General features: G+C 36.6%; 25 protein-coding genes. 23 read left to right on the top strand and 2 right to left on the bottom strand.

Going from position 1 to position 18,093, the window contains the following annotated elements:
* Nucleotides 1-24: 24 nt before the first annotated feature.
* The 7 genes from PBAT_RS07830 to PBAT_RS26215 all read left to right on the top strand — a co-directional run bounded on the left by PBAT_RS07830 (nt 25) and on the right by PBAT_RS26215 (nt 4,114).
* Nucleotides 25-555, top strand: a complete 531-nt coding sequence (locus tag PBAT_RS07830; protein WP_068648264.1) for a DinB family protein — start codon at nt 25-27, stop codon at nt 553-555.
* Between the two features lie 212 nt (nt 556-767).
* Nucleotides 768-1,571: a phosphodiester glycosidase family protein gene (locus PBAT_RS07825; RefSeq protein ID WP_068648262.1), complete on the top strand. Its 804-nt coding sequence runs from the start codon at nt 768-770 to the stop codon at nt 1,569-1,571.
* Nucleotides 1,571-1,927: a DUF4362 domain-containing protein gene (locus PBAT_RS07820; protein ID WP_068648260.1), complete on the top strand. Its 357-nt coding sequence runs from the start codon at nt 1,571-1,573 to the stop codon at nt 1,925-1,927. Before PBAT_RS07825 ends, PBAT_RS07820 begins: the two co-directional genes overlap by 1 nt.
* 14 nt (nt 1,928-1,941) lie before the next feature.
* The gene (locus tag PBAT_RS07815) at nt 1,942-2,304 is read left to right on the top strand and encodes a hypothetical protein (protein ID WP_068648258.1); all 363 of its coding nucleotides are present in this window, start codon (nt 1,942-1,944) and stop codon (nt 2,302-2,304) included.
* A gap of 155 nt (nt 2,305-2,459) precedes the next feature.
* Nucleotides 2,460-2,864 (top strand): DUF4362 domain-containing protein, encoded by a 405-nt coding sequence (locus PBAT_RS07810; RefSeq protein WP_169810091.1) that lies wholly within the window; start codon nt 2,460-2,462, stop codon nt 2,862-2,864.
* 110 nt (nt 2,865-2,974) lie between these two features.
* Nucleotides 2,975-3,760: a phosphotransferase gene (locus PBAT_RS07805; RefSeq protein WP_068648254.1), complete on the top strand. Its 786-nt coding sequence runs from the start codon at nt 2,975-2,977 to the stop codon at nt 3,758-3,760.
* Nucleotides 3,761-3,985: 225 nt separating this feature from the next.
* Entirely contained in the window at nt 3,986-4,114 is a 129-nt protein-coding gene (locus PBAT_RS26215) for a hypothetical protein (RefSeq protein ID WP_276326535.1), read from the top strand.
* 124 nt (nt 4,115-4,238) lie between these two features.
* Here the strand turns inward: PBAT_RS26215 and PBAT_RS07800 are convergent, their stop codons facing one another.
* Together PBAT_RS07800 and PBAT_RS07795 are read right to left on the bottom strand one after the other, a co-directional pair.
* On the bottom strand, nt 4,239-5,732 hold the full coding sequence (locus PBAT_RS07800) for a M56 family metallopeptidase (RefSeq protein WP_084402891.1): 1,494 nt from the start codon (nt 5,730-5,732) through the stop codon (nt 4,239-4,241).
* Nucleotides 5,729-6,088, bottom strand: coding sequence for a BlaI/MecI/CopY family transcriptional regulator (locus PBAT_RS07795; RefSeq protein ID WP_068648252.1), 360 nt, complete (start codon nt 6,086-6,088; stop codon nt 5,729-5,731). The genes PBAT_RS07800 and PBAT_RS07795 overlap by 4 nt, the downstream gene beginning before the upstream one ends.
* A gap of 132 nt (nt 6,089-6,220) precedes the next feature.
* Between PBAT_RS07795 and PBAT_RS07790 the strand changes: the two genes are divergently transcribed.
* The 16 genes from PBAT_RS07790 to PBAT_RS07700 all read left to right on the top strand — a co-directional run bounded on the left by PBAT_RS07790 (nt 6,221) and on the right by PBAT_RS07700 (nt 18,089).
* Nucleotides 6,221-6,745: an SMI1/KNR4 family protein gene (locus PBAT_RS07790; protein ID WP_068648250.1), complete on the top strand. Its 525-nt coding sequence runs from the start codon at nt 6,221-6,223 to the stop codon at nt 6,743-6,745.
* 96 nt (nt 6,746-6,841) lie between these two features.
* Nucleotides 6,842-7,030: a hypothetical protein gene (locus tag PBAT_RS07785; RefSeq protein ID WP_068648248.1), complete on the top strand. Its 189-nt coding sequence runs from the start codon at nt 6,842-6,844 to the stop codon at nt 7,028-7,030.
* 146 nt (nt 7,031-7,176) lie between these two features.
* Nucleotides 7,177-7,731, top strand: coding sequence for a nucleoside/nucleotide kinase family protein (locus PBAT_RS07780; RefSeq protein WP_068648246.1), 555 nt, complete (start codon nt 7,177-7,179; stop codon nt 7,729-7,731).
* Nucleotides 7,732-7,777: 46 nt separating this feature from the next.
* The gene (locus PBAT_RS07775) at nt 7,778-8,257 is read left to right on the top strand and encodes an NUDIX hydrolase (protein WP_068648245.1); all 480 of its coding nucleotides are present in this window, start codon (nt 7,778-7,780) and stop codon (nt 8,255-8,257) included.
* A 389-nt stretch (nt 8,258-8,646) separates the two neighbouring features.
* A complete protein-coding gene (gene yqeK, locus PBAT_RS07770) occupies nt 8,647-9,270 on the top strand; it encodes a bis(5'-nucleosyl)-tetraphosphatase (symmetrical) YqeK (protein WP_068648243.1) in 624 nt (207 codons plus the stop codon).
* A 526-nt stretch (nt 9,271-9,796) separates the two neighbouring features.
* Entirely contained in the window at nt 9,797-10,294 is a 498-nt protein-coding gene (locus PBAT_RS07760) for a hypothetical protein (protein ID WP_068648239.1), read from the top strand.
* A 79-nt stretch (nt 10,295-10,373) separates the two neighbouring features.
* Nucleotides 10,374-10,649, top strand: a complete 276-nt coding sequence (locus PBAT_RS07755) for a hypothetical protein (RefSeq protein WP_068648237.1) — start codon at nt 10,374-10,376, stop codon at nt 10,647-10,649.
* 72 nt (nt 10,650-10,721) lie between these two features.
* Nucleotides 10,722-11,114 carry a hypothetical protein gene (locus PBAT_RS07750; RefSeq protein WP_068648235.1) on the top strand — a complete coding sequence of 131 codons (393 nt, stop codon included), beginning with the start codon at nt 10,722-10,724 and terminating at the stop codon, nt 11,112-11,114.
* Nucleotides 11,115-11,232: 118 nt separating this feature from the next.
* Nucleotides 11,233-11,940, top strand: coding sequence for an SDR family NAD(P)-dependent oxidoreductase (locus PBAT_RS07745; protein WP_068648233.1), 708 nt, complete (start codon nt 11,233-11,235; stop codon nt 11,938-11,940).
* Nucleotides 11,941-12,020: 80 nt separating this feature from the next.
* Nucleotides 12,021-12,443, top strand: a complete 423-nt coding sequence (locus PBAT_RS07740; protein ID WP_068648230.1) for a hypothetical protein — start codon at nt 12,021-12,023, stop codon at nt 12,441-12,443.
* Between the two features lie 13 nt (nt 12,444-12,456).
* Nucleotides 12,457-13,101 carry a cysteine hydrolase family protein gene (locus PBAT_RS07735; protein ID WP_068648228.1) on the top strand — a complete coding sequence of 215 codons (645 nt, stop codon included), beginning with the start codon at nt 12,457-12,459 and terminating at the stop codon, nt 13,099-13,101.
* A 393-nt stretch (nt 13,102-13,494) separates the two neighbouring features.
* On the top strand, nt 13,495-14,118 hold the full coding sequence (locus PBAT_RS07725; RefSeq protein WP_068648224.1) for an alpha/beta hydrolase: 624 nt from the start codon (nt 13,495-13,497) through the stop codon (nt 14,116-14,118).
* 29 nt (nt 14,119-14,147) lie between these two features.
* Entirely contained in the window at nt 14,148-14,555 is a 408-nt protein-coding gene (locus PBAT_RS07720; RefSeq protein WP_149466322.1) for a hypothetical protein, read from the top strand.
* Between the two features lie 789 nt (nt 14,556-15,344).
* Complete coding sequence (locus tag PBAT_RS07710; RefSeq protein ID WP_068648219.1) at nt 15,345-16,895, top strand: tetratricopeptide repeat protein; 1,551 nt, start codon at nt 15,345-15,347, stop codon at nt 16,893-16,895.
* Nucleotides 16,896-17,005: 110 nt separating this feature from the next.
* On the top strand, nt 17,006-17,419 hold the full coding sequence (locus PBAT_RS07705; protein WP_068648217.1) for a pentapeptide repeat-containing protein: 414 nt from the start codon (nt 17,006-17,008) through the stop codon (nt 17,417-17,419).
* Nucleotides 17,420-17,516: 97 nt separating this feature from the next.
* Nucleotides 17,517-18,089, top strand: coding sequence for a GrpB family protein (locus PBAT_RS07700; protein WP_420848739.1), 573 nt, complete (start codon nt 17,517-17,519; stop codon nt 18,087-18,089).
* Nucleotides 18,090-18,093: the final 4 nt, after the last annotated feature.

Raw genomic sequence — 18,093 nt, 5'->3', positions numbered from 1 at the left:
AACTAGCGAGGAGGAGGTGCTAGGATGCGTTATGATTTAAAAGGAGAAGCAAATATGCCACCTATTGTAGGAATATTATATTCCGCTGTAAAAGAGAATAGCCAGCGACTACAAAGAATCACTAATGACATGTCGCAAGAAGAAGTGGATTACAAGGGACCTAATAACAATTATAATAGTATCGCTCAGTTACTCAAACATATCATGTACGTTGATCTGAATTGGGTTTATAGAATAAAGGGGCTACCACTTCCGCAGTCATTACAAGTGCAATATGGCCCTATGATAGATGAAAATAATAAGCTTCCGATGATCAAAGGGATGTCTTTGAACACACTCATATCTAAATATGAAGGTATATTAACAATGTTGAGAGATTCATGTACACAATTAACAGATGCTGATCTAGATAAGGTTGTCACTTTTGGACATGGAAATGAGAAGCAAGCAACCATATGCTGGGGCCTGTGGCATATAGCTGACCATAGTCGCTATCATCAAGCTCAAATTCATCAACTCAGAAGGTGGTATAATGAAAATTCTCAGTCAAATTAATGATGCTAATATTCAAAAGTTAAATCGGTCTTCATTATGCTAAAGGCACTTTTGTTGATTCTATGATTCCCTTCACATCGGATAACAATGTATTATCGCATCCCGACAACCAGCCGCATCGTAGCCGCTCACTAACGTTCGTATAAGCTAGTGGGTCGTTGACTTATAGATACTAAATAAAAGCCCTTACTATTATAGGAGGACAAATGGATATGGAGAGAAAGGGGAATTGGAATGGTGGATTCGCCGTTATAAGACGTTCTTTTTCAATATACTTAGGTGCCTTCATTTTAATTCTTGGGGTCGTATCTGTATGGATCTTAAGTAAAGATGGCATTCCAGAAGGCGCTAAGTACTTTCAAAAGACCGATGACAACGGGGTTATTCTACATGTGCTGCAGACGAAACCGAGTAATATTTCGCTTAATAGCATAAACGACAACGTCGTACGATCAGGAACCAACGGAATCAATGGTGGATTTTTTTGGGAAAATCACTTGTTGAGCATCGCGGTTATGGATGGCATGCCCGCAAATGGAGTTCCTAAAGCATATGGCTCTGGCTGGTATAATGTCAAATACGCCCGTGGAACCATGGTATATGATCGAGTCACAAGGATGGTTGACGTGCAGCGTGCTGCAAGTGTCGAAGATCTGCATTTGACAGACGCGACGAAGTTCTGGGCGCAGGGTGGAGTCAGTATGAATTTAAAGGACGAAAGCGGGTGGTATAACGTAGCGGTCACAGAGGAAAAGCTACCATTTCCTGACGACAAGCGGCTTCGCAGTGCAATGGCCTACGATAATTCTGGTGAAATCTACCTGGTCGTCACTTCTACCAAATGTACGGCGGAGCAATTTCGTACGGCTATAAAGAGAAATGTTGCTGTAGGGAATTTGAATGAGGCCATATTTCTAGATGGGGACGGTTCCTCACAACTACTCGTCGGTAACGTCAAACTGGAGGGTGACGACCGAACGGTAGTGCAGATGATCGGGGTAAAGGGGGAGAATTAATGTTTGTTCGTATGTTACTTTCGGCATGTGTAATCGTCGTTCTTTCTTCATGTAATTCAGTATATGACTATGATACTGCAATCAAGAACGGTGATATTGTTGATCTACACGGTAATATTAAAAACATTGATAGACTAGATGAATTCAATGTCAACATAAGTTCAAAAAAGAGGGACAAAGTCCGAATTACCCGTTTTACAACTGAAGGAGATCCAATCTTTTATGATCTAAACTACAACGGAAAAGATATTAAGCTGAATTACGATAACTCTAAAGATAAGCATGGGGCAAAAGATAGAAGAAGTACAAATTGTAGATCTCTTAAATTAATTGATAAAAAGCAAATTTCAAATTGAAATGAGGTGTTGAGTTGAAGAAGATTCTTTTTATTTTCCTACTTTCATCAGTTGTATTAGTTGCATGTCAATCGAGTGGTAATGTTGGTCCAGAAATAGAGGGTAATTTAGACAAAATCATAAATAACAAGGGTATTTCACACTCTAGCAATCCACTCGATTATATTAAACAGAATCAGAATGAATACGATAACATCGTAAGTAAAGATGAGAAAGGGCTTGAATATTTAATTGAGGGACTAAAAGGTAGTGAAGAAAATGGGTTGAAAGAATGGATAATGGCAAAAGCGAGTATTGATATTTTGAAAACCAATAACCCTATAAAAGAATGGTCTACAGGGAAGGAATGGATTAACAAATATATAGAATCAGACTGAAATTGGTATAGAGAACTGTAGTATCCGATAGTGTGAGTCTGATAAAGGGGTGATAAGACTTGAGGAAGGATTTTGTAATCATTTTTATGTTAATTGTACTGTCTGCCTGCAGTTAAGAGCCAGATAATAAAATGAATGATTCTTTACACTCAGATTTGTCTCCCAAAGATGCTGCAACAAAGGGTTATATTGTTGCAGGACCATCAGGAGTTGCAAATGTTTCTAAACTTGAAAAGTTCTATGAAGACTATTTGAACAAAACAAGAAATAGTATCACACTTGCTCGATACACTGATGAAGGTGATCCGACTTATGTTGATCTTGAGCTTAATGGAGAAGAATTATTATATACCTATGATAATAGCTGGGATGAATTCGGAGGACAAAATAAAGGAGTACGGAAAACAAGTTGTACACAAATGGGCATACGAACCGGTCCTCGCGCAGACAGTAATGGCACAGAATATTTCTTGACATCTTGTAGAGATAACATTGGTTATAGCGATTTGGATAAAAAAGAGTATTTCTTATTATTCATCGATGACAACAAAAACAAATAAATAAAGTAGCTTCAGGAGGAATACGTGAATGTTATCTGAAGGATCATTCCCAAATATACTTATGAGTAGTCCACTCGAAACATTCTGTTGCTCGAAGAGAGGCGAATACAATGAAAATCGGCGAATTAATTGGTATTGGTAACACTGCAAAAGTTTATCGATGGGGAAAGACTGAAGTAATAAAGCTGTTCTATGATCAAAGTTCTGCGGTGAATGAAGGGAACAATGCAGAATTAATAAATAATTTAAAGTTGAGAACACCTAAATATTCTGGACTAGTAGAACATGAAGGTAAGATGGGTATCGTTTATGAGAGAATTGATGGCCCCACAATGTTGTGGCATATCGAACCATCTGAACGGAGCTTATCCTATAATGCTAAGATAATGGCAAATCTGCAATGTGAGATTCACAATGTTGAGAATAAGATTCTACCAAATCTTAAATCGGAAATAACGAATAAAGTTAATAATTCACATGAGATATCAAATGATGAGAAGCAAATTATTATAGATATGTTGAAATCACTACCTGATGGAAATTCGTTATGTCATTATGATTTTCATCCAGATAACATTATTATTTCACCTAATGGTCCAATAATAATTGATTGGTTGAACCTATTAGTAGGAAGTCATGAGGCTGATATTACTAGAACTTCAATGATGATACAATCACATTCGCTACCACCTAATGCTCCAAATTGGTTAATTCATAGAGATTTAAGAGAGTTTTTTAACAAGGAATATTTAACTGAGTATATGAAGCTTACCGATACGAATGAGGGATTCCTTGAGAGATGGATGATACCAACTTTAGCAGCACGAATTGATGAAATGCAGGGCGAATATAGGCAAGAGATTAAAGATAAATTACACATAAGATTAAGGAAATAGTGTAAGTTTCTCTCGACCCCTGAACGGTATAAGAAACAGCTACGGAAAAATGGAGCAATACAAAAGTCCAACCAGAGGCATTGTAATAGTCTTAAAGAAGTTTATGAGGAAAGGGTTCCTCTATACATTAAGTATAGCGATACAACGCTTGATTGCTTAAATAAGGATATCTTGTGTAAGTGAAATTATAGAGAAAATACAAGAAATCCATAGGAGAAAATAAAAATGGATGAGGCATTAGTGATTAAAGCTTCGAAACTCTACGGCATAGCCAAAGAAGAATGTAAATTCATTGGTGGTTTCCAAAATCCACTTTTTGAACGGTTATGCAAAGGAAACTTCAATAAGCGATGATACTCTAAAATATATTCCAGATCTTCTAAAGATGCGTGAGGTCGTATTGCACTTGTTTTTCGTTACTCGATGGAATCTAGACCAATTAACTATTAAACAACAAAAAATATTAAGGGATTTAGAGTTAAACATCAAAAATGACATCCCTTTTTTGGAACACTTTATTTGAATACACAATGTTAATGAATTCATTAAAGGATAGACTGTCTAATCGATCGATCAGTGTTCGCAGGCTTGTTTCATCTTCGGCATAATGCCGGACATCCTCTCCAAGTAGCTTGTCGGCTTGTTCTCTTGTGAATGTAAAGCTATACGTTACGCCATCATATTGACCTGTGTTGTCAGCAATCGCATAGGTTATACTATCGACGTTATCAATCAGGCTTAAGAGCAGAATGGAATTACGATAAAAAGCTTCGCCACTTATTGCCCCCTCTTTCATCACATCAATAGAGTCATTCATTATATAATTGATGGTCGCGCCATATGGCAGAGCTGTCGTTTGAAGTGCCATTCCATTAGCCTCTAAACCCACCGGGATGGCCATTCCACTAAAGAGACCACCTACCTTAACATGATTACCCACAAAAAGTGTTTTGTTCTTCATAAGCGTATCTATATTATATCCGGAATAGGCTGACTGCGTTGGCTGCAACGGAGCAGGATTAGCTGTACATCCCACAATCAATGCTGCTATAACGAGCATAGAGCTTGCGACCAACCAAGAAGAAGGTTGACGATATGAGAGAATGTTCTTTATTCTTTCCTTAACATGACTCTCTCCAAAAGCAAGCGGACTACCGGTTAGTAATCCACTTCTGTTTACTGAAAGAGAAAGCAAAGTGGTTGAGTAGCTACCTTTAATCTGCTCGCCCATCTTGTTAACGACATGCTCATCGCAGGACATTTCCATATCTTTACTCATGAGCGAATACGATAGCCACATCATCGGATTAAACCAATGGAGGATAAGTAACATAAATGCAAAAGGTTTTATCAGATAGTCTCGTCTCAAGATATGCGTTTGCTCATGTAGTAAAATGTAAGGGAGCTCATGCTCACTGATGCCAGTAGGGATGTATATTTTCGGCTTCAGAAAACCGCAAACAAAGGGTGTGGCAATCTGGTCAGTCTCATAAACATTATCCTTGACGAGGGTTGCCGTTCGAACTTTGGTCAGTATTTTCAAGTACGAAATGATGCTGTAAAGAAGCAGAATGGCTACGCCAGTTATCCAGATGATACTTCCGACCCATATGATGACCTGCATAGGATTCACACTTGCTATTGTAGTAGCATCAGGAAGAGATGAAGATACAAAACGACTTATTCTTGTAACTCCAACGTCCACAACAGGATATTTCTGCATCCCAATATCCCACGGCACAAACTCCATGAAACCTTTACTAGCTTGGGCCTGGGGCTGTACTATTCCTAAAATACTAAAGTTTGTAGTGAAACTTACGGGAATGACCAGTCTGATGAGTACGGCTGACCAAAGGATATAGGAGAATATTTTAGGAGTGCGTCTCAAAAGAAATCTCGCAATGATAACTGCAAGTGTGACATAGCTCGCCGTAATGCTCATATTAAGGATAATAAGAAACAGGTTCGTCATCTAGTCGCCTCCTCAATAATTCGCTTCAACTCTTCAGCTTCAACCTCAGAAAGTTTCTTACCCCCCAGAAAAGCGGTTAAGAACTGTGGCAAAGATCCATTGAAGGATTTTTCAACAACAGTCTGACTTTCATATTTCTGAGCATCTGTTTTTTTAACAATGGCAGTGACCGTTGCTTCGTCGTTTCTAAGGATTCCCCGCTCACAGAGTTTTCTTAAAACGGTGTAGGTTGTGGACTTCTTCCAACCAAGCTTTACCTGGCTTAGCTTAACAAGATCTGTAGAATTAATGGGTTCATTATCCCATATTAGGCAGGCAAATTTGTATTCGGCATCGAACAATTTGTAGGGTTCTATTCTGATCTCCTCCTTAATGAGTTTATCGCAGTAAACCTTATGAGAAAGAGTCTAGTGTAATAAACCTCACTTGTCAAGAGATTAACCCGGACCTAGGGTCCTTAATAGTTCTACTATATGGAGGATGAATGTATGAAGATAAATCAAGCGGAGTTATTATGGCAGCGTATTATAGAAAAGGGGACAAATCTGGAAGTAAACTTTGAAGAAACATTAAATTTACAGTCAGGTGCAACAGATGAAGAACTTCAGTTAATCGAAAATACACTTAACGTGACACTCCCTGTAGAAATGAAGAAAATTTACACTGTTCATAATGGGCAAAATTGGAATGTAGGGGTTAATTCCTTTGTAAGAAATCTGACACTTTCCCCAATTTCTCTAATTATAGATAACTGGAATTTTTTACAGGAGGAATTTGAGTCTGACGATATAGAACCAGATATCGAGGGTGAAATTAAACCCGTACTTTGGAATTCCAAATGGATTCCAATCGCAGAGAACGGTGGAGGGGATTATCTATGTCTTGATACTGATCCATCAGAAGCGGGAAGTGTAGGACAAGTGTTGTATTGTTGGCACGATTGGGGAAAGCGTTCTGTTGAGGCGGAGAATCTATTTGAGTTCATCAAAATTTGCATAGATGAGGTAGACTGAACATAAAAACATCAATTTTAACATTCTTTAAAAATATTAAATTTTGGAATTTATGATAAAATGATGGTAGTCACCTTAGGCTAAGGAGGGTGAATTGTGTTTCAAGAAAATCTGAATTCTGTTAATGAAGATGTATCAAAAAGGCATTTTGAAGAAAAACAACAGGAACTAATAGAAAAACCTAGGAAGAATTATTTTGGAAACCTAACTAGCACATTAATAGCTGCAGTTACAATAGTTGTATTATTCTTTTTATTCTTGTGGTTAATGAATGTAATTAGATAGGAAAAGAACCGACCGGACACGAAGTCCTCTAAGATAGGAGATATCTAAGGGGACTGGTTGTATTGAACACAGGACTGCGAAACCCTTTAGCACGATGTATCACCAATAAAGAAGTACTTACTTCAATCCGGAGGATAGATATCGAAATGAATCAAAAACCCATCGTAATCTCAATAGCAGCTGTATCCGGAGGTGGGAAGACCACGATAACCAGTCTTCTAAGAGATAGATTAAAAGATTCAAAGGTTCTATTCTTTGATGACTATGAGCTGGAAGAATATCCAGTCGATATTTGTGAGTGGGTCGATAAGGGGGCAGATTACAATGAGTGGAATCTAGCTCCACTTGTTTATGATGTTCAGAACTTAATAAGTAAGAATGAACAAAAGCTAAAATATTTACTGCTTGATTATCCTTTCGCTTATTTAAACAATGGGTTGGGTGCATTTATTGACTTCACAGTATTCATTGATACTCCTTTAGATATTGCTATGGCAAGACGATTACTTCGAGATTACAACGAAGCCTCATTCAATGATTTACATAATGACATGATATTCTATCTCTCAAGAGGAAGAGCAGCCTATCAAGAAATGATAAAATCTGTAAAACCAAATTCGGATTGTATTATTGACGGTTCAAATCCACCTGAAATGATTGTTGATCAGATATTTAAAGAAATAAATAAAAAGGTGTTGTGAGCATAAGCATCTCGCGATAATAAAATATAAAGGAAGAGGGTAAATCATGTTATCAAAGTTGATTAACTTATTACCAAGAGATTGGCTTGTTTTACTATATAAACATACACCGTTCACTAAATTTAAAAATTGGGTTGTTTATAGGGCGCAACATAAATTCCTTGTGGCTGTATTAGGAGTAATCACAAATGATGAAGGACAAGTATTACTATTAAAACATGTATACCGTGAACAACCATGGGGAATTCCGGGTGGCTGGATGGAATTAGAGAAGCCAGAAGATGGATTAACCAGGGAAGTTTTTGAAGAGACAGGACTTAAGGTACAGATTATAGGTCTGTCCAGGGCTATTTTTGGACAGAAACCAAATAGAGTAGATCTTGTATTTAAAGGACGAATTATTGAAGGGGCGTTTATCCGAAGCACGGAGATATCAGAGATCCTTTACTGTAGCATTGGGAGTTGGCCAGATGGAATGCCTACAGAACAAAAAAAATTAATTGAAGAGATATTGAGTGATGGCTGAATATTATTCAATTATAATTATTTCAGACCAGTTGTTGTCTATCGTATGGGTAAAGAAATAGGGGGATTTATATATTATTTAAACCGTTAATAAAAAGAAATCAATAAATCAAAAAAGTATAATAAAGGTTTTTCATAGATAGTGATAACTTCGTATAACAGAGCATTACTAAGGCGGGGTTTCCCCTTGATCGTTATGAAGAAGAAACTCAAAACAGCATAATCAAGAGATACATATAATTGGCTAAGTCTAACGATACGGACCTCAGGCCCTTAAGCACTATGACATACGTAGATTAGGTGAAACTACCGCTTGATCGTTCACCTATAGTTCCGGACGGAAGTTAAGAAGCCAGGAAGCAAGGTAATAAAAGGTGAGGGGAATTGACGATGCATACCATATTTGAGAATCTGACAAAAAAAATTGAGTTTACAAGCGATTTGAAGAGAAATATACATCTATTTTTAACGATAAATAAATGTCCTCAAACAGCTGATCATTGTATTGACGTTGGAACGGAAGCAAGGAGACTTGCATTTATGTTTGAAGCGAACCACGAAGCAGCTGAAATTGCAGGTTGGTTGCATGATATCAGTGCAGTTTTTCCAAATAGTGAGCGTATAGATATCTCGAGACAATTACAGATCGATATTTTACCTGAAGAGGAACTATTTCCAATGATCATCCACCAGAAGATATCAAAGGTAATGGCTAGAGATATTTTTGGAATTACCGATCAAGAAATATTAGACGCCGTGGGTTGTCATACGACATTACGGGCAAATGCAACTTTACTTGATCAAGTATTATTTGTGGCTGATAAAATTGCTTGGGATCAGTCAGGGGCGCCTCCATATATTGAAGAATTGAATAGAAATTTAAAGAATTCATTAACGCATGGAGCATTTGCATATATCAATTACTTATGGGAACGGCAAGAGACCTTAAAAGTTGTTCATCCCTGGTTGAAAGAAGCCTATGAAGAGCTTAAGAATAAAGTGTCTATATTTTAATGATTAATTATGAAAGGAGTTATTAATATGGTTAGATTCAAACAATATCTTTCATCCTTATTTTTGGGAATATCATTTATTTTATTTGTATGTCCGATATTTGTGTATTGGTTCGTTCATGGTAATGATGACAGATATATTTGGATTATTAGTGGCCCTTTTCCCTTTAGTCATATGGGTAGCGGACCAGTTCAAGTTTGGATGTTTGTGGGATTGTTGATTTTTGCATTTATCTGTTGGGCTATATCATCCTTTTTATCCCGAACTACGAAGTAAGACTAATTAGATAGTCTTTTCGAAGGTGATTGCCTTCAGATAACAACACATTCATATATGGTATCTGGATCTGTAATTTAAAGTGATAATAAAGAACGGAGTGTACGTGATGCCTTGGCCAATGGTTCATTTTTCTGTTGCTAGCAGATTATTAACTAATCCTTCCTCAGAGTTTTTACTGGGGAGTCTTGCTCCCGATTCAATTCATATAAGGACTAATGAATGAATAGAAAAGGCCAAAACACATTTAATGTTTGAAGAAGGAAAGTTTGCAACAGACGAAGACCTTTGGGGTTCCTTTGAAAACAACAGGCATTTGGTAATTAGTAATTCGAGATTTATGCAATTTCTGTGTGGATACATCGCCCATATTTATACGGACAGAATATGGACTCTTAATATTTATCCGGAATATGAATTATATCCAAATGGAAAGAGTATTTATACGCAAGATGTAACAAAATTTGAATATTTGATATCACATAATAATCCAGAGACTAGAGAGTTACTTAGTAAGCTTGAATCCGGTAAGGCGTATGAGTTGGGCGGTTTATTAGAACAAGAGATTTACGATTACAGAAAGGAGAAGATTCAATTCATAAATAATCTTGAAAATGAATCTTTAAGTGAACTAAGCAACTTATCAATGAATAAGTTAGAAGAATTTATTGAGACAACTGCATTGGGGCTAAGAAGACTTTTTATAGAGTGGGATGTATTTAGTAAACTTGAACAGGCAGCAATTTAAGTTAACAAACATATTTAGTAACTAATTATAATTCTATCAATAATTAAAGGGCTCTTGTACCAAGTGAAGGGGGATCTAAATGAAAGTAAACAAAATGATTCTAAATATTTCGCTCTGGCTTGCTGTCCTTGCTATACTTTTTATTCCAGGAAATGCTCCTACGGAAGGTGCAGATAGAATAAAATATGGGTTTCCTTTAAGATTCTTTATACAGTATCAACAGAATAGTTGGTTCATTAAAGGCGTTAGCATAGATTTATTTGGTTATTTTGTTAATGTTGTTATTATTTATGCTGTTATCTCTGGGCTACAATATATTAACAACAAACGTAAGAATCGAAGGAATGATCAATAAGTTAGGGTGTAATGACTAAAAGTAAAAGTCGTAATCAATAAATATTGACTTTCAAAGGAGAATGTTAAAACAATGAAGTTCAAACTTCTAGTAATGATCATCGTAATCATAAATTTAATAGGGTGTTCCGAATCCAAAACATTAGATACGAAAGAGAAAGTTCGAGAACAAGTTACCGCGTATTTGAAAGCTGTTGAAATTAAAGATATTGATACTATGGTTAAATATGCGGATGACCTAAGGTTTCCAGATAAAATACAACAAAAGTCAGAATATCAGACGATAAGCCAAAAAATAGACAAAGCACTAATAAAGGATTTACGAAAAATTAATGATACAGAGTATAGTGTCACAATAACGACTGAAGAGAATGGCAAAATGGATGAATTCACTTTTCCAATTAAGTATGTAGATCAGGATTGGAGAATTATAGTAGGACAAGAAAGAAATAATACGGGTAAATGATACTAAAAGAGGGTACCTACCTAAAGAACTTCTTCCTAAAGATTCCCCTAAATTAGATATACGATCGAAACCAAATTATTAAAGGTGAATTCTAAACTATGATATGGGGGAGTAACTGATGGAGACAGTATTGATAACCGGTGCAAGTCGAGGATTGGGATATGAACTATTGAAGGTCTACTCAATCCATGACTACATTACTTTTCCGATTGTCAGAACTGAAGAAGCATTTGAAAGATTGAAATATGAATTCCAAGGAAAATGTTACCCTATTCTTGCTGATCTCACGCTGGATAGCTCAATAAACCATATTAAATCTGAAGTCAGTAAGCAAACAGATGAATTAGATATCCTTATCAATAATGCAGGAATTTCGGGTACAGAATATCTTATTGAGACAGTAAGAACAAAGGAAGTGAATTCCCTATTTGATATCCATTGCCTAGGCCCAATTAGAGCAGTCCAATCTTGTATATCATTACTCAAACAATCGGACAACCCGAGAATTGTTAATGTATCTTCAAGATTAGGTTCTATAACAAAAATGGCATCTGGGGAATTTTCTGATCGGGATTTTTCTTACTCATATCGGATGGTTAAAGCTGCGCAAAATATGTTTACGGTATGCTTGAGTCATGAGTTGCAGGGAAATAACATAAGTGTCAATGCAATTCATCCAGGCGTTTTGCTTACAAGGGGTGGATCATCTGACTCGAATATGTATCCAGAGGAAGCAGCATCCAACATTTATGAGTGGATAAAGACATTAAACAAAAGTACTACGGGTCAATTTGTTCAACCATCGATTGGGAAATTACCATGGTAATGTGTTAGCAAAGCTACTTGTAAGTAATAACAACTAAGAATAATGAGAGGATACATGATTTTAAAGAGATGGGGTACGGAATGAAAAAACGATGGGTAGTTATATTTACATTCATTTTGGCTATATTTATGCTGATCGGTATAAGTAGACTGATTAATTCTGAATCTGATATATGGTTATCTATTGATAAACATGAATGGGAGAATTATGAGAGTTTTGCTGGTACTGGCATGTATTTTTTTGAGGAAAATAATAAAAAGTACTGTCTATTCATGATTTATGGAAGTGGTGTTCCTGTTGCGGGTCATTATAAATCTGAAGTTAAGATAAAGAGTAATCAGGAAATCGAGATCGAAATACCTCATCAATTCATGGATATAAAGAATACAGATCAAGAGCTTCAAAGGTACATCATTCAATTAAATCAAGGCAATTTAATCATGGATCAGAAGGTTTACATAGCTTCAAAAGTACCAAGAAATTATAAATATATTATTCCTTGAAGGAGGATTAGCAATGGATAAGTATATAGAACCGAATTTTAATCATTGCGCTGTAATAACAATTGATACTCAAAATGACTTTAGCCTGCCAGGTGCTATCGCCGAAATAAAAGGAACCTATGAAGTATTACCTCTGATGGAGAGAATATTAGAGACTTGTAGAAGAAGCCAAATTCCAATTATACATGTTATCCGTTTGTACAAAGAAGATGGGTCGAATGTAGACATATGTCGTAAGGAATTGATAGAGTCCGGCGCAGATATCGTCAGTCCCGGATCAACTGGGGCAGATCTTGTAAGTTCGATTAAGCCATTACATGCTGAACAGTTGAACTCTCAGGACCTATTGAACGGAAAGATTCAATGTATTGGAGATCTGGAATGGGCTATGTATAAACCTAGATGGGGGGCATTTTACCAAACCCACTTAGAAGAATTTTTAAGAGAGAATGAAATAGATACTCTAATTTTCATAGGATGCAATTTTCCGAATTGTCCTAGAACAAGTATTTATCAAGCTAGCGAACGAGATTTCAAAGTTGTCATGGTTGAAGATGCTATTTCCGGTATCTATAGTAAAGGAATTGATGAAATTACGAATATCGGAGTAAAGGTGTATACAACTAATCGATTATTAGAGGAATTAGAACATATTTAAAGATGACCTCAACAGCATACCAGAACGTTAGCGAATCATATTTAATCTCTATTGAAAGGTACAAAATACGTTAAATTCACTTTCTGTATGTCCTGGGCAAGACAGGAGCCTTAGTCTTATACTTTTTGATAATTATTTCTATAATCGTGGGGATTTTTATAATGTTAGTAAAAGCAATTAAAGGAAATATCTCAAGCAAAAAGATTATGTTTTTTGGCGCAGAACTAATATTTATTGGGTACATATTTACAACGTTTTTAGACTTTACATTATGGTTTCCAAGTGTAAGTATAATTACAATTTTGCTAGGCGTTATTATTAGTATATACGGATTATATAAACAAGATTATTAAAGATTTATCGTTACAACTATATAACAAGGTTGTGAATATAATGAGTGTTGGAAGAAAGGTTTTTGTTCTCAAAGATATATCACGTATCGATCCAATAAGTAAATCAACAAGGGAAATTCTCATTAGTATCTATTATCCCTCAGAATCCTTGGACAATAAGCCTAAATACACTACGTTATTTGAACCTTCTATTCCTTTAGCTGTTGATATGCTCTGTAATATGGGTGTGAATAGGGAATACATTAGTCATCTCGAAACAGGAGTAATTAATAACGCACGTATAAATATGACGGCAAAGAACTGTCCCATCCTATTTTTTTCCCCAGCGTTTGGTGTAGTTAGAGACATGTATTCCTTTTGTATAGAACATTTAGTGAAGAACGGCTTTGTTGTTATTACAATAGGTGCTACTCATGAATCTATTTTTTCTATTTTCCCTGATGGATGCTTTATTCAGCAATCGCAAGAGATATCTGAAATAGATAGTGTAGATATGAAATATTGGAAAGAATTATTGGAACTAAGAGTTGAAGATATTAGGTATGTATTGAGTAATCTTGAAGATGCATTGGATTCTGTTAGGGATCTTAGGACAATTATGGATAGAAATGAAATGGGGATCATGGGTCATTCTTTAGGTGGGCTGCTGCGTATGAAGTGTTAAAAGGAGATAAGAGGGTTAAGGCTCGCATAATGTTAGATCCTAGTTTTCATTTAATAACGGTTAGTACTGACGATAGAAGTTCAGCTCCATTATTAATAGTTAGACAAGAGAATTGCTCGAATGAAGAATTAGAAAATGAAGTCTCGCAAGAGTTGTTGCCATTGTTATTAATAGGATTTAACAATCTCCATAAATCAAGTCCAGTAAATAGTACTTTTATTAAATTACATGGTGCTGATCATATGACATTTAGCGATATACCGATTCATTACGAGGACAATGGGATTAAACTAAAGCATTCAATTATTAATAAATATATCTGCGCTTTCTTGGAAGAGCATCTAAAGAGGAAAGAATATGTATTTCATGAATTGATGACAACTAAGTCCAACGACGGAATTGACGAAATAAATAGTAATGGCATGAGATTACGATAGCAATATTTTATGGTAGGGGGAGAAGTCGTCGTGCTCATCTCGAAAGCGAATAAATCTGATTTGAATGCCATACTAGATGATTGAAGTTGAATCATTGTTTAGTGAATGTAAAAGATTTGAGCTATTTTCAGGCCATTTAAGTGAACGTAATCTATATTTGTACCATAATAGGCTTGGAAAAATTATTGATTGAAGATTAAACGCTATGTAAAAGGATCTATAACATAATACGACGGGAGGGATTAGACATAGATTTAAAACCTAGAAAATCGCTGCTGTTGTTACTTGTGATATGCTTTTTGCAATTCATTATTTCGATTGTTTGGTTGGTGATAGGTTATCTTCCTTTTGATTTCATTTTCTTCTTAATTACGTTTACTTTCGGGGGATTGTTCATTGTTCTTACAATAGACTTATTCTCAAAGAAAAGAAGGATCGTTCGTGGAAGAATCATAAACAAAGAAGGTAGAATGATTAATGTATTGAGGGATGACGATAAAGTGAAGAAATATAAGATTGTTGTCCCGGAAGTGTTAGAGTTACTTTCAACTGATCAACGCGTTGAGATATCATTTACTAACTTAGGAAATATACCATGCATGATACAACACATAGAATAACAGGAACTAAATTGAAATAAGGGTTATGTGGTCGAGCAACAAGAACTTAGACCCCTAGGTTTGGGAACGTGCAATTTATATGGTACGATTCAATTGACGTTTGAAGCACACATGCTTGGCATGTTAACAGATTGTCCCACATGACGCACAGAGAGCAGGGTTATATTGAATGGCAGAAAATAAAGAACAACGCTTCCGCTTCAGCGAGGCACCTATCTGGGATTTGCAGCGGACTTATTATGAAGAAGAAGGATTGAATGCTTGGAATAATGATCAGGTTCCGCAATATATAACGAGTAACCCGATGATTGCTACAGCTTACGCGGAAATGATTTTCGGATTTCTTCAAGACCGTGCGACAAAAGGTGATGACTTTGAACCAATTACGATTCTGGAGCTAGGAGCGGGAGCAGGCCGCCTCGCATTTCATATATTGCACAAGCTGTGTGAAATGAGAGATTATGCAGGAATTACGTTGCCTCCTTTCCGATATGTTATGACTGATTTGGCGTTAAAAAATGTTGATGGTTGGAGATATCATCCTGCTATGCAATCTTATATTGAGCAGGGAATACTTGATTTCGCACGGTTCGATGCAGTTCATGACGCGGAATTGAATTTGGTTGTATCAAATACAACCATCCGGCCGGGTGATCTGTTGCAGCCACTGTTGATTGTTGCTAATTATTTCTTTGACAGTATTCCGCAAGAGCTGATCTATGTGGGTGAGGGTAAAATTTATGAATGTGATGTTGTAATCGAGTCTCCCGAGAATTCTAATCTGCTTGAACCGTCAGAGGCTCTGGAACAAATGACACTGAATTACGAACATCGGCGAGCTCCTAGATACGAAGAAGAGACATACCTGTATCGCGATCTAATCGCGCTGTATCAGAAGGAGCTTGAAGATTCACATATCTTATTTCCTGAAGTAGGATTGACATGCTTAGAGAGGCTGAATAAGCTGTCGCAAGCAGGGTTCCTGTTAATTACAGCAGACAAAGGTGACCACAGATTAGATAACTGGAAGTTTGCAGAACCACCTCAGTTAACTCTTCACGGCAGCTTTTCGTTAACAGCGAACTATCATGCCATCCAACATGTTTTTGATCAAAGAGGTGCGCAGACACTTTTCACCGAGCATCATTATAAGAATATAAATATTGGCTGTATATTCATGCTAGACTCTCCGATGCGTTACGGTAACACCCGACTGGCCTATCGGCGGTTTATCGAACGCTTTGGACCGGATGATTTCTTCAGTATGAAGGAATGGGTAGACCTACAATTTGAGACGATGGGACTACATCAAATCTTGGCCTTTTGGCGTTTGGGCGGTTATGATGCGGAGTTTTTTATCCAGAGTGCGAAACAAATCTCGAACTTGCTATCTGAAGCTAGTGATGAAGAATTACTGGATATCCAAAGAGGCATTCACATCATGTGGTCATCGTATTATGTCATGGAGCAGCGCTATGATTTAGCATTGGATGCTGGGTTGTTACTGTTCGAGATGGACATGTACGAGGATGCGAAGTTGTTCTTAGAAACATCCATACAGGCAGATGAAGAAGAGCCCGTGCCAACGGTACTCTACTGCTTGGCTATCTGTAGTTATGAGCTTGGGATGGAAGAAGAAGCATTAGAATATACGCGCGAGGCCTTGGTTCTTGAGCCTGAGCATGAAGAGGCCTTGGAGTTGCTGAAATGCTTTGAGTGAAGTGGGACAAATAATCAGAACATACAACACGACCCGACTTAAGATGAAATCTAAGGTTGGGTCGTGTTGTATTATATAAGAAGGTATCACAATTATTGGAGGCGATTATTATGGAAAGGTTGGAGTTAGTTAACACGAATAGACAATTGGATGTAAGAAATACGAATCTTACGGGTTCTAGATTTGAATGTGCATGTTTAGAGAACATGCATTTGCAGGACATCTCATTAGCTGGAACCAAGATAAAGGACGCTAACCTAAGTGATTTAGAAATAGATGGAGCGCAACTCGGCGGGGCCTATATACATAATATTGGTATGCCGCCCGAAGGACATCCAATGTATGATCCGACGGTCAAACAGAGACCTTTACGATTTGAGAATTGTAATTTGGAGAACAGTCAAATACTAGATTGCAATCTTAGTGGCATAGATATTCATGATTGTAAGTTGGATAGTATGCGAATAAACGGCATATTAGTTGTAGATCTATTGAAAGTATATGAGAAAACCATAAGCAATTGATTTTAAGACTCGGGACGAACTATGGGTATGATAAAGTGAATAAGTACATTGATGATTGATTTTTGTGGAGGATATGATTACAAGTATTGTAGGTGGAATGGTTAGAGGAGTACTATTGAATTATGCACTTGGAGGAATTGAATTGGAGATTGTCGTGGTGTCAGAATACGATCAGCAATGGATTGAAGAATATGTGCAAGAGAAAGTAAAGATTAGTCGTGTGTTAAGTGATGTTTTATTAAGAATCGAACATATCGGAAGTACATCCATTCCTAAATTAGGATCAAAACCAATAATCGATATGATGGTTGGAGTTGCAGATTTACAACAAGTGTCCGAAGGATGTATTACGGGTCTAGCAGGAATTGGATACGAGTATGTATTCAAACCAGATTTTCCAGATCGTAGATTTTTCCGCAGAGGAGAATGGAGAGCTGGAACTCATCACCTACACATTTACGAATATGAGAGTGAAAATTGGATAAACAATATTTTATTTAGAGACTATTTGATAAATGATTCCAGAATGATGGAAGAGTACTACCTTCTTAAGAAGAAGCTTGAACAACAACATAAGCATGATCGTGTTGCCTATACTGAAGGTAAGTCAGAATTTATAGGTAAAGTGATTGAAATGGCAAAGATGGACATAGAGCGTGAAGATAGTTAGAAAT

The sequence above is a fragment of the Paenibacillus antarcticus genome, from assembly GCF_001637225.1.
Classification (GTDB): domain Bacteria; phylum Bacillota; class Bacilli; order Paenibacillales; family Paenibacillaceae; genus Paenibacillus_AQ; species Paenibacillus_AQ antarcticus.
The sequence above is the reverse complement of the archived record's forward strand: the minus strand, read 5'-3'. Positions and strand labels throughout refer to the sequence as shown.